The sequence below is a fragment of the Armatimonadia bacterium genome (genome assembly GCA_039679385.1).
Taxonomy (GTDB): domain Bacteria; phylum Armatimonadota; class Zipacnadia; order Zipacnadales; family JABUFB01; genus JAJFTQ01.
This window is the reverse complement of sequence record JBDKVB010000165.1, coordinates 1-12,196: the sequence shown is the minus strand read 5'-3', so window position 1 is coordinate 12,196 and position 12,196 is coordinate 1. Positions and strand designations below refer to the sequence as shown.

6 protein-coding genes are annotated in these 12,196 nt (G+C 65.7%); 5 read left to right on the top strand and 1 reads right to left on the bottom strand.

Annotated elements, in window-relative coordinates; translation table 11 throughout:
* Nucleotides 1-43 precede the first annotated feature (43 nt).
* A complete protein-coding gene (locus ABFE16_19170; protein ID MEN6347421.1) occupies nucleotides 44-3,175 on the top strand; it encodes a glycoside hydrolase family 2 TIM barrel-domain containing protein in 3,132 nt (1,043 codons plus the stop codon).
* A gap of 85 nt (nucleotides 3,176-3,260) precedes the next feature.
* Here ABFE16_19170 and ABFE16_19165 read toward each other — a convergent pair whose 3' ends face one another.
* Nucleotides 3,261-7,493 (bottom strand): VCBS repeat-containing protein, encoded by a 4,233-nt coding sequence (locus ABFE16_19165; protein ID MEN6347420.1) that lies wholly within the window; start codon nucleotides 7,491-7,493, stop codon nucleotides 3,261-3,263.
* Nucleotides 7,494-7,850: 357 nt separating this feature from the next.
* Here ABFE16_19165 and ABFE16_19160 point away from each other — a divergent pair, with 357 nt between their 5' ends.
* From ABFE16_19160 to ABFE16_19145, 4 genes are read left to right on the top strand one after another with little or no spacing between them, the layout of a single operon-like run.
* Entirely contained in the window at nucleotides 7,851-8,873 is a 1,023-nt protein-coding gene (locus ABFE16_19160; protein MEN6347419.1) for a thiamine pyrophosphate-dependent dehydrogenase E1 component subunit alpha, read from the top strand.
* A gap of 9 nt (nucleotides 8,874-8,882) precedes the next feature.
* Nucleotides 8,883-9,842, top strand: coding sequence for a transketolase C-terminal domain-containing protein (locus ABFE16_19155; protein ID MEN6347418.1), 960 nt, complete (start codon nucleotides 8,883-8,885; stop codon nucleotides 9,840-9,842).
* Nucleotides 9,839-10,888, top strand: a complete 1,050-nt coding sequence (locus tag ABFE16_19150; protein ID MEN6347417.1) for a Gfo/Idh/MocA family oxidoreductase — start codon at nucleotides 9,839-9,841, stop codon at nucleotides 10,886-10,888. Before ABFE16_19155 ends, ABFE16_19150 begins: the two co-directional genes overlap by 4 nt.
* Nucleotides 10,889-10,942: 54 nt before the next feature.
* Nucleotides 10,943-11,986 (top strand): Gfo/Idh/MocA family oxidoreductase, encoded by a 1,044-nt coding sequence (locus tag ABFE16_19145; GenBank protein ID MEN6347416.1) that lies wholly within the window; start codon nucleotides 10,943-10,945, stop codon nucleotides 11,984-11,986.
* Nucleotides 11,987-12,196: the final 210 nt, after the last annotated feature.

The window sequence follows — 12,196 nt, the reverse complement described above, 5'->3', positions numbered from 1 at the left end:
TAGACTCGCGGCTTGATATCACTTGTATGAAGCGGAGGACATCATGAGTGAAGCTGTCCACGACTGGGAAGCTCCCGGTCTGTTCCAGATCAACCGGCTGCCTGCCCGCGCCTACCTGTTCCACTATGCCGACACCGAGGCAGCCCTGAGCTGCGACCGCGGCGCGTCGCAGATGCTGATCCTGAACGGGCCCTGGAAGTTCAACTACGTCGCCAACCCGATACTGGCGCCCGAGGGCTTCGAGAGCCCCGAGTTTGACGACACCGACTGGAACGACCTCGAGGTCCCAGGCTGCTGGCAGATGCAGGGCTACGGCCTGCCTCACTACACCAACGTGGTCTATCCCTTCCCGATCGACCCGCCGCGGGTGCCGGACGACAACCCGACCGGCTCCTACCGGCGGCAGTTCGAAGTGCCCGCTGAGTGGGAAGGCAAACGCCTCGTGCTCCGGTTCGAGGGCGTCGACTCCATGCTCAAGCTGTGGGTGAACGGCACCTTCGTCGGGCTGAGCAAGGGGAGCCGACTACCTGCTGAGTTCGACATCACCGACCTGGCCGCGCCGGGGCTGAACACCCTGGCCGTCCGCGTGCACAAGTGGTCGGACGGCAGCTACATGGAGGACCAGGACTGCTGGTGGTTCTCCGGCATCTTCCGCGACGTGTACCTGAAGGCCGAAGCGCCCGCCGGAATCCGCGACGTCTTCGTCAAGACGCTGCTGGAGAACGGCTACCGGGACGGGCGACTCGAGATCAGCGCCCTGGTCGCGAATCAGGCGCAGGAGGCGCAGGCAGCGGCGGTTCATGCGACTCTGCTCGACGGCTGCGGCGCTGTGGTCGCAGAAGGCGAAGCTGCTCTGGAGGTCGCTGCCGGAGAAGAGGGCATGGCAGCGCTGAATCTCGCGGTTCCCGGGTGCCACACCTGGACGGCCGAGGACCCGTATCTTTACACCCTCGCTCTGGAGTTGCGCTCAGCCTCCGGAGAGGTCCTGGATGTCACGTCGCTGCGGACCGGCCTGCGTCAGGTTGAGATCAAGGGCGACGTGTTCTGCGTCAACGGCAAGCCCATCAAGTTCAAGGGCGTCAACCGGCACGACCATGACCCGAAGACCGGCCGCGCGGTCTCCTTGGCCGACATGGTGCGCGATGTCCTGCTGATGAAGCAGAACAACATCAACGCGGTGCGAACCTCGCACTATCCGAACGACCCGCGCTTCTGCGAGCTGTGCGACTACTACGGTCTGTACATGATCGACGAGTGCGATCTGGAGAGCCATGGCTTTGGCTATGGCGGGAACCGCGACGCCAATCCCTCCTGGGCGCCCGAGTTCGCCGATGCCTGTCTGGACCGGATGATCCGGATGGTCCATCGCGACCGCAACCACCCGTGTGTGGTGATGTGGTCGGCGGGCAACGAGTGCGACCATGGGCCGAACACCCGCGCGATGCTCAACAAGGCTCGGGAGCTGGACCCGACGCGACCGGTGCACTTCGAGCGCGATATTGAGGTCGACACGGCCGACGTGTTCAGCCAGATGTACACGCATCCCGACCTGATCCGCAAGATCGCCGAGCGCCAGGACTTCGAGGCCTGGGGCGGCGTGAAGAGCAATGAGCGGCACAAGCAGAAGCCCTTCGTGCTGTGCGAGTATGCCCATGCGATGGGGAACGGTCCCGGAGGACTGAAAGAGTACTGGGACCTCATCTACCAGTACCCGTGCCTCTGCGGCGGGTTCGTGTGGGAGTTCATTGACCACGGGATCGCGATGACGGACGAGTGCGGTCGGCCCTGGTACGCCTATGGCGGCGACTTCGGCGAGTACCCGCATGACGGCAACTTCGTCTGCGACGGTCTGGTCTTCCCCTGGCGCGAGCCCTCGCCGGGGATGCTGCAGTACAAGAAGATCATCGAGCCGGTGCGTGTCGAGGCCGTCGACCTGGCCCGCGGCGTGTTCCGCCTGCGCAACCTGTATGACTTCTCGGGCCTGGAGAACCTGACGCTGCACTGGAGCCTGGAGAGGGACGGCGAGATCCTGCGCAGCGGGACGGCCGCAATCCCGGCCACCGCGGCCCAGCAGTCGTCGGAAGTGACCATCCCGCAGGCAGCCGCAGAGGGCTTCGCGGCAACCGGTGCGCACGTGAATCTGTCTCTGCGTCTGGCCGGGGCGACCTCCTGGGCCGATGCCGGTCACGAGGTTGCCTGGGGTCAGTTCGAGCTCCCGGTGACGGCGCCCAAGCGCGTGGCCTATCGCACCAAGAGCCCGGTGACGGTGCTTGAGGAGCAAGCGCAGATGGTCCTGTACAGCAACCGCATGGCGGCTTTCGTCAGCAAGGTCGACGGCCGCGTGCGAGACTGGACCTGGGAGGGACGTCGGCTGTTCGCTGAGGGGCCGGCGCTGGGGTTCTTCCGCGCCGTGACCGACAACGACCGCTCGCTGGGGACGAAAGCCTGGTACGAGAAGCCCGACTTGAGGCACTTGATGCCCAAGCTTCGTGACCTCACTGTCGAGCCCTACGGTGACGGAGTGCGGGTCATCACCCAAGTGCGGCTGTCGCCGCCGAACCAGCGCCGGGCCTACGACTGCCGCTACCAGTACACGTTCCAGGCCGATGGAAGCCTGCAGTTGTTGGTCAGTGGCGAGCCCGTCGGCCCCTGGGAGGAGCAGGACATCCTGCTGCGAATCGGCGTTACCTTGCACCTGCCGGGCGCGATGGATCAGGTCGCCTGGTACGGTCTTGGCCCCGGAGAGAGCTACCCGGACACCTGGGAAGCGCAACGCATGGGCCTGTGGCGGAAGGACGTCGACGGCCTCGAGACGCCCTACGTGTACCCGCAGGAGAACGGCAACCGCAGTCGGGTCCGCTGGCTAACGATGACCGACGAACGTGGTCGCGGGATGCTCGTGGCCGGGATGCCGGAGGTCAACTTCAGCGCTCACCGATACTCGGTCGAGGACCTCAACGGGGCGCTGCACATGAACGAACTCGTCCGCGGCGAGGACATCTACCTCAACCTGGACCATCGGCAGCAGGGAATTGGGTCGGCCAGTTGTGGCCCGGCGCAGTTCTCGGGCTACATGCTGCGTCCGATGGCCTTCAGCTACGAGGTTCGATTGGCGCCCTGGGACGCCGATACGGGTGCACCGCAGTTGACCGCCGCTGCCTTGCGTAGCGAGTAGTCACAGAGACGGAGAGCAGTAACAACGGAGCCCCTCCTGAGGAGGGGCTCCGTTGTGTTTGTGGGTGTTGTTGGGCCTGCGGCACTCAGCGCTCCGGGAGCGCAACTCCCACGACCCTGCCGTCGCGGGTTGTTGCAGTGACGGCCGTCGTTGTTGCCACGAGGTTGCGGGCAGAGCCACTCACGGGCACGGTGGCCAGAACCTTGCCCTGCGCATCCAGGAACATCACACCGGCGGAGCCTGCTGCTGCGGCAAGCACCGGGCCTTGCGCGTCCCTGGTCGCTGCGAGGTCGGAGACGCCGTCGGGCAGCGCTCTTCGCCACAGCACTGTACCGTCCAGGCCGAGGGCGAAGACATGGGCGCTCTCTGCCGCGCAGGCGAGTTCGAGCTTGCCGTCACCGTTGAGGTCGAGAGGCAGGATGCGCGTGACCTTGTCGCCAAGGTTCGCGGCCCAGAGTTGTGTGCCGTCGCGCTGGAAGCAGTGCGTCCAGCCGCCGTCGGTGCCGATGATCACCTCGGGCAGGCCATCACCGTTCACGTCTGCGGCGGCGACCGCGGTCTGCTCCGGGCCGATGTTGCCGCTGCCGCCGAAGAGCAGGCGCCCGTTGTCGTCGATCACCTGTGCGCGGTAGTAGGCGTTCCCGGCGACTACCTCGTCCCGGCCGTCACCGTCGAAGTCGGCTGCGCAGGAGACCGTTGCCGAATGGGCGTAGAAGACGTTCTCCCACAGCTTCTTGCCGGTGGCGTCGAAGGCGAAGAACATCCAGCTTGCGGTACCGGCGAGAACCTCGGGCTTGCCGTCGCCGTTCACGTCCGCGCCGACGACGGTCTTGACGTCGGCGTTGATCCCTCGGAAGGCGGGGAGGGAGGTCTCCCACAGGAGCTTGCCCTCGGAGGACAGCAGTGCCAGCCACGCGCCTGTCCCGCCACAGATCACCTCGCACTTGCCGTCACCGTTCACATCGGCACAGACGACGGCATCGATGGATGCAAGCTTCGACCGCCGATAGCTCCACAGTGTCTGGCCCGAGTCGGTGAGGGCGCAGACGCCACCCGAGTCACCCGTGACAACGGTCTCCAGGCGGCCGTCCCCGTTCAGGTCAGCGGCAGCGATGGCTCGGACATCGGGGTGTTTGCCGGCCCCAACGCCTTCGACCTCTGCCTCGGCGAGGTACACACTGCATTCCGGGCGGGACGGGGTGAGGGTGACGCGCAGGTGGGTAGCGGGCTGGTCAATCACCGCCGCCATGAGGGTGTTGACGTTGGCGCCCCACTCTTGCGTGCCGACTTGCTCGAAGGTCGCTTTGACCGGCCTGATGTCTTTGTCGAAGCCGTCGCTGCTGACCTCGACGCGCCGGTCGCTCACATCCCAGACCGTGTTCATGTGCCACTCTCGCAGCACCAGCCGATGGACCACGCCGGGCTGCTTGAGCTCAAGGGTGAGGGTGGGCGAGACGCCCGCGGGCCACAGCGCGGAGAAGGCGGAGGAGGAATAGCGGCCGTCCTTGAGCTTGTCCACCGGGCCATGGGTGCGGGAAGTCGGCTCCGTGCAGGTCACCTGCTCTAGAGCCAGCGTCTCCGGAGAGGGCTCGAAGGGCTCCTGAGTCCAGGCGGGTGCAGCCGTCGCAGCCTTCGCTGATTCTGCCGCGACCGGGGCCACTGCGGGACGCGTCGACAAGCCCTGGAAGGCCTCGGCGAAGGCCGTTGGCAGGGCCGATGGGGTGAAGGTGAGCTTGTGCTTGCCGGTCGGCACGCTGAGGCGAACCGTGCCGTCGGGCTCGGTCGTGCAGGGCTTGCCATCCATCTGGAGCTTACTTGCGGCACCCAACTGCAGGGAGACCTGCACGTCGGCGGAGGCGGTCAGGGCCCCTGTCCCGGCGGCGAAGTCAAGCTCCAGGGATACCGGGGCAGAGGACCGCAGGAGGTAACCTGCAGCGCCAAGATTCGTGGCTTGGGCGACGGCAAGTTCAGTCCCGGTCAGAAGCAGCATCTCGCCGTCAGAGTGCAGGCCGGCGAGGTCGTCAGTGGTGGGCGCCAGGCTGAGAACCTCGGGTCCATGGGCGGTTTCGACCACCAGGGCTGCCGGACCGATCCTGCGTGCGCTTACCTGAGAGGGGCCCTCCAGAGGGTCGGCGTGGACCAGATTGAGAAATAAGTACCTGTCACCAGGTGTCAGGGTCTTGCTGACTTGCTGGGAGAGCCGGTTGACGGGCCACAGCTCGGCGACCTTCTGAATCTCGTTGCTGCAGTTCGCGCCGTCGAGGTTCGCGATGACCAAGCGTCGCGGGCCATGGAGCGCGGTGGCGACGCCCTTGTCCAGGGTCAGGTCGCCCCAGGGGCGCCAGCAGCACCGAAGTGTGTAGTCGCCGGCCTGGAGCGCCTGGACCTCATCCGCGACGACGAAGTAGCCGCCGCGACGCCACAGGATTCGGCGGTGCCAGTCGGCGCCGTTGTAGTTGTGCAGCCAGGTGCGCGTGTAGCAAAGGGAGCCCAGGTCCTCGGCGGCACCAAGACCGGTAACGGCAGGCGTGAGCTCCGACTGGCCGTCGCGGAGGATCACGAGACTGCTGTGGTGCTTGGGCGCGTTGCGGATGTACTCGCCATCGACGAGGAGTGGCTCGCCACCGGAGGAGTAGCGGAGGATCGCGTTGGCGTCGAAGTGCATGTGAGTGCCGCGGCCGAAGCCATCGAGAAGCAAGTAGGCGTCGTCTCGATCAAGGCCGTCGCGAAGGGAGAGCTTGTCGAAGATCTGATCGAGCGGCAGGTTCGGCTCCACGGGGTACTGCGGGCTGTGAGAGATGTAGTTGTAGCACAGCGGCGGGAGCTTGGAGAGGCAGACCCCGGTCAGGTCGGTCGGGGCACGGGGCTCAAGGTTGACGGCATAGGTCTGCTGCAGAGTCCCGACGGGTTCGGGTGATACCTTCCGGGCTGCCCAGAGTATTTCGGGTGAGCGGTAGTACCAGGCGATCATCTGCAGGATTTCGGGCATTCCGCTTGTGGACTTCTCCTCGGCATGGTCGCCGTAGGCAGCCTGATAGCCTGCATTGTCGGTGACCATCATCGCCACGCGAGCGGCCTCGCGGGCATGCCCCTCCTCGAAGAAGGTGTAGTCGCCCTGGGCCAGCGACCAGATCATGACGTGGGCGATAGGCAGCCACTGGTAGCCTGCGGCGTCTTCCAGGGGCTTGCTGCTGTGCTTTTGGCCGTTGAAGATCCCGTTGGCGACGGTGAGCCAGTCGTCGGCGGCCTTCAGGCCGTAGTGCCACTTGAGGTAACGGCCCACGAAGTAGATGCCCAGCGCCGGGAAGGTGTTGTGGTTGTGGACGATGTCCTGATTCGCGGCCCAGTTGCGGAAGGCGTCGGGGTTGTCATAGCCCTGGTAGAAGACGCACTCGAGCGCCAGGCGCAGGATGAAGTTCGTGTAGGTCAGACGCTCGGAGTCTGAGAAGGCGCCGCTCTCTTCGTTGAGGTCCCAGAGGATACCCACTGTATGCGTCCAGGCATCGCGGAAGTCGCGGTCGTACCGGTGCATGCCCTCCTGGGTGATGTAGGTGTCCGTCTGGTAGTACTCAACCAGCGCCTGCATGAGCGCCCGGTAGGCCTCCAGCGCCCTGGGATCGCCGGTGTGGTGGTAGACGGTGCCATACTTGACGAGCTGGGCGATTCCGGCACGGCCCTGACCCGGGCTGAACATCAGGCGGCGTCCCTCGGCGATAGCGCGGTCACGATCCTCGGCGCTCATCCAGGAGGGGCGTACCCACTGGCCCTCGCGGTCGAGGCGACGGACCTCAAGGAGGCGGTCGAAGGTCAGCTCACCCGGCTTGCCGGCCTTGGCGACCTCCCCGGCGAAGTCCTCCGCAGCGGCCTTCGTGCTTGCGGGGCTGCTACCGCCCACCAGCAGGAAGTTGCGGCCATCACCGAAGGGGTTGTGGACGGTGCGGATCTCGTAACCGTCCGTGCCGGGCGTCCCGGTGTCCAGGCAGACGAAGAAGCTCCGGTAGAGCTGCGACACCACGCGGTGGTTGTCCAGGTGACCGATAAGGATCGCGTGAGGCTGGGCAGGGCGCCTGGCCTCGTACTCCTTGTCGGTAAGGAGGGGCAACTCGACACCGGTGGCCTTGGCGATGGCCGCCTGGATCGTCAGTGCGGCCTCACGCCAGGCGGGAGAGTCGGCATGGCACAGCACTGCCTTTGCCTGGTTGCCCTCGACCAGGGGAGTGTTGGTGGCGAGGGGCATGAGCTGCGACGGCTTGATCTCCAACTGCGCCAGCGTGGCCTTCTCGGCGGCCAGCACTTCGGGGGACGGTTGGGCCTCCACCGGTAGGCACCTCCATGAAAGAGTGAGAACCAGGGCGGCCAGCGCAAGGGGCAGCCAGGGCAGCCTGCGCCGGATCGTTGCTGAGTAAGGGTGACTGGGCTTCGGCGTGGAGCTGGTCATGTGCGCCTCCGTCATGGGTCAAGGTCGTCTGCCTGTGGCCCGATCTCGCGCCCCAGGTGCGGGGCATTTCCGCGTCGGAGGGCCTTCCCCCTGTGTGCCGGGGCGGATTGGCTCTGTCGGGAGGCAGGTGCCTGAGGGTGGCTGAGGAAAGGTCGCGACGTTGCGCCGAATAGGGCCCTCCGGTGTCTGAGCCAGGGAGAAGGCCCCGGGAACCCGCAAGGGAGTGACAAGCGACCCATGGTCAGCAGCGCCGAGTGCGTAGAGATGCTGCAACGGATGTGGCGCATCCGGCTGTTCGAGGAGCGCCTGAAGCAGTTCTACAACTACACTGCCTACGCCAACCTAAGCTCAGGTCCGCACGGCCAGTTGGGCGACGACGGGTATGACTTCGCCAGTGACGGGCTCATCGGCGGGGCCGTCCATCTCTCCATCGGGCAGGAGGCTGTGTCGGTTGGCGTGTGCTCCGTGCTTGACGACGCGGACTCCATCTTCAGCAGCCACCGCAGTCATGGCCATGCGCTCGCCAAGGGTGTGCCGGTGAAGAAGGCCCTGGCCGAGCTGATGGGTCGCGAGGGTGGATGCTGCCACGGGTGCGGCGGGTCGATGCACCTGTTCGATCCGGAGCACGGAATGCTGGGTGGCAATGGGATCATCGGGGCACAGCTTGCGCTGGCGCTTGGACCGGCCTTCGCAGCGAAGTACCGAGGAACTCGGGAAGTCAGCGTTCCCTTCTTCGGCGATGGTGGAGCGAACCAGGGCACCTTCAACGAGTCGCTGAACCTGGCGGCGCTGTGGAAGCTCCCGGTGGTCTTCGTGTGTGAGAACAACCTGTATGCGAACAGCACTCCAGTCGGGATTGCGCTGGCAACGCCCGATGTGGCAGACCGGGCAGCGGGCTATGGGATGCCCGGCGTGGTAGTGGATGGGCAGGATGTAAGGGCGGTGCATGAGGCAGCGGCGACGGCGGTGTCACGGGCACGAGAGGGAGAAGGACCGACGCTGCTTGAGTGCAAGACTTACCGCTTCGAGGGTCACTGCGGGGTCTCGGCACAACACCAGAATCCGGAGGAGTGTGCCCGGTGGCGTCAGCGTGATCCTGTTGTGCTCTTTGGGGCTCGGCTCGCGCAGGAGGGAGTGCTCTCCGAGAGCGGGCAGGAGGAACTGCGACGGGGAGTTGAGGCGGAGATCGACGAGGCCGAGAACTACGCCAAGCATAGTCCCTATCCGACACCGGAGCTTCTCGCGGAGCTCGTACTCTAGGAGGCAGCCATGCGTGAGCTAACCTATGCAGCAGCTGTGGCGGAGGCGCTCCGCGAGGAGATGGAGCGCGACGAAAAGGTGTTCCGCATCGGGGAGGACATCGGCGGCGTCCGAGAGGCCGACGACCTCTTCGCTGAGTTCCAGAAGCACCGCGTCTGGCAGACTCCGATCTCTGAGTCGGGCTTCACCGGGCTTGCCGTGGGTGCGGCCGCCAAGGGCCTGCGCCCCGTGGTCGATATCATGTACTGCGACTTCGTGTCTGTGGCGATGGACCAGATCTGCAACCAGGCGGCGAAGATCGCGCTCATGTCCGGCGGGAGTGTGAAGGTCCCGCTGGTCATCAAGACGCCGGCGGGAAGTGGCACGCGGGAAGGCGGCCATCACAGCGGGAGTCATGAGGCCTGGTTCATGCACACGCCGGGGCTCAAGGTCGTGATGCCCGCAACGCCGGCGGATGCGAAGGGGCTCATGAAGTCTGCCATTCGCGACGACGGTCCCGTGATCTACATCCAGCACCGACTGCTGCATCCGACGACCGGGCCGGTTCCGGAGGGTGATCACCTGGTGCCCCTGGGTGAGGCGAAGGTGCAGCGTCCGGGAACGCAGGTCACGGTGGCTGCGGCCTCCTATGCCACCATCAAGTGTCTCGCAGCGGCCAGGGAGCTGGAGGGCGAGATCGACGTGGAGGTGCTGGACCTGCGCAGCCTGGTTCCGCTGGACCTGAAGGCGCTGCTGGCCTCCGTCGGCAAGACGGGCCGGCTGCTGGTGGTGCATGATGCCCCGGAACGCGCCGGCGCCGGTGCCGAGATTGTGCGACGCGTGGCGCAGCACGGATGGGAATTGCTGCAGGCTCCACCACGGGTTCTCGGCGGGCGTAACATCGCAATGCCCTACAGCCCGCCGCTGGAAGACTGGTGCATTCCGCAGACGCAGGATATCGTTGCTGCGATCAGGGAGATGGTCGCATGAGCCGTCAGATTGGTGCTGCCGTGATCGGCTACGGGCCGATGCATAACTTCGGATGGGCGCACTCCGCCTGGATCGATGCAACGCCCGAGCTCAACCTGGTGGCGATCTGCGACCGTGACCCGGAGCGAGGGGAAGCTGCCCGGCAAGCCTTCCCGCAGGTGCGAACATATAACGATGTTACGCAAGTCTGGGCTGATAAGGACATTGAACTGGTCTCGATTGTCACGCCGCACTTCACCCACTGCCCGCTGGTGGTAGCAGCTTTGGAAGCCGGTAAGCACGTTGTCGTCGAGAAGGCGATGTGCCTGAAGGTGGCCGAGGCGACGCAGATGGTCGAGGCCTCGCGGAAGGCCGGCAAGATGCTGTCGATCCACCACAACCGAAGGCATGACGGGAACTATCGTCGCATCGTGGAGATCGTGCGCAGTGGACGGATCGGCGACGTCTTCGACGTGCAGCTCTCGGCAGGCAACTACGGGCCCTTCCGGCACGGCTGGTACTCGGAGAAGGCCACTTCGGGCGGCGCGTTCTTCTACTGGGGCCCCCATGCTGTCGACTGGGTTCTCAACCTGATTCCAGAGCGCATCACCGGCGTGAACGGGTACTTCCACAAGCTCGTATGGCACGAGAACACGAACGAGGATCAGACGCGGGCGCTGATTCGCTTCGCCAGCGGGGCCGTGGCGGACGTGACCTGGTCGCACGTGGCGGCGATCGGCAAGCCGCTGTGGCGGATCCTCGGCACCAAGGGTGGAATCCTGGACACGGGTCGCGGCGGGAATGTGGGCTATGAGAAGCAGATCCACGGTCCCTCGGGCGGGAGCCTCACGCTGGTGACTTGCGACGAGCAGGGGCGGCATGAGGAGGAAGTGCCGTACCTGGAGTCGGACTGGGACAGCTACTGGCAGGAGGTTGCCGATCATATCTTGAGAGGCGGACCGGTGCCCGTGCCTGCAGAGGCCGGTCGGCGCGTCATCGGCGTGTTCGAGACGGCGGAGAAGTCCTCTGCCAGCGGCCAGACGGAGCAGGTCCCCTACGAGAGCTGATGTGAAGAGCACAACCTCTGCCCGGCTGCGGCAGGGGAGGAGGAGATGGTCAGGATGGCGACATACCGGAGCGTGATCCTGGGGTGTGCCTCGCGCTCGGAGGAGCATCTGCGGGCGTACCGGCTTGTGCCGGAGGCCGAGGTCGTGGCCTGCTGCGACCGCAACGCCGAGCAGCTTGGGAAGTTCGCGACCCGGCACGGGCTGCGAGGTTACGCGGACTTGGCTGAGATGGTGGAGAAGGAGAAGCCCGACCTGATCCACGTGGTGACGCGTCCCAGCACTCGCGTCGAGCAGCTCAAGCTGATCAGCGAACTGGGCGTCCCTGCCTGCATTGTGGAGAAGCCGATTGCGACGGCCGTGCAGGACTGGCGGGCGCTGAATCAGCTCGCGGAGAGCACCTCGATGAAGATCGGCGTCGGGGCGCAGTGGCGATACAGCCCGCTGCTGGGACACCTCCGGGAGGCACTGGATTCCGGTCGTCTGGGTGCGCCGCTGTTCATGGAGGCCACGGCCGGGTCTACGATCTGCGACCAGGGCGTACACGTGCTGGACTGGATCATGCTGCTCAACGGCGACGCCCCTGCGACGCAGGTCTTCGGGACTGCGAGCGGCGGCGAGGAGCTGGAGACGAAGCACCCGAGCCCCAACGATACGACCGCGCAACTGGTCTTCGCGAACGGGGTCTACTGCGCCTGGACTCTGGGCACCACGGCGCCGCGGGTCAAGTGGGTCTACGAGGCGATGCCCCGCTACTCGCATTGCCGGGTGGCCGTCTACTGCGAGCGAGGTCGGGTGCTGTTCGAGGAGTTCGGGAAGTGGGAGATCGTCAGCGCCGAGGGTGTTGAGACGGACCACAGGACTTCGATGGCGGATTGGTGCGACCAGAACGATCGCTCGCAGGCTGGTCTCACGCGGGCGATGCTGCGCTGGCTGGAGGATGACGCTCAGCCTGCCGGGACGAACCTCAAGGCCAGCCTGCGGCAGTGGAATACCATCCTGGGTCTGTATGCCAGTGCGGTGAGCCGCAAGCCGGTGGAGCTGCCCTTCGACCCGCCTGATACGCTGCTCGAGGACCTGACGCGTGTGCTGAAGGAGTAGCGAGGCCAGCGGCCTACGCCGACCAGCGAACAGACGAAGGGGCGCGTAGATCGCGCCCCTTCGCATTTGTGGGGAAGGAGGGATGACGGCCTAAGCGAGAGTGGCTGCCAGGCAGGAGACATGAGGAGCGGGAAGATCCTGCGGAAGCTGCGCGACCAGGGCACCCTCTCGTTGCTCGTAGGTGACAGGGGCATCGGTGCCCAGGAGTCG

Excerpts from the sequence above, each read along its gene's own strand:
- ABFE16_19170 (MEN6347421.1), top strand. The coding sequence starts at position 44 with ATGAGTGAAGCTGTCCACGACTGGGAAGCTCCCGGTCTGTTCCAGATC.
- ABFE16_19160 (MEN6347419.1), top strand. The coding sequence starts at position 7,851 with ATGGTCAGCAGCGCCGAGTGCGTAGAGATGCTGCAACGGATGTGGCGC.
- ABFE16_19155 (MEN6347418.1), top strand. The coding sequence starts at position 8,883 with ATGCGTGAGCTAACCTATGCAGCAGCTGTGGCGGAGGCGCTCCGCGAG.
- ABFE16_19150 (MEN6347417.1), top strand. The coding sequence starts at position 9,839 with ATGAGCCGTCAGATTGGTGCTGCCGTGATCGGCTACGGGCCGATGCAT.
- ABFE16_19145 (MEN6347416.1), top strand. The coding sequence starts at position 10,943 with ATGGCGACATACCGGAGCGTGATCCTGGGGTGTGCCTCGCGCTCGGAG.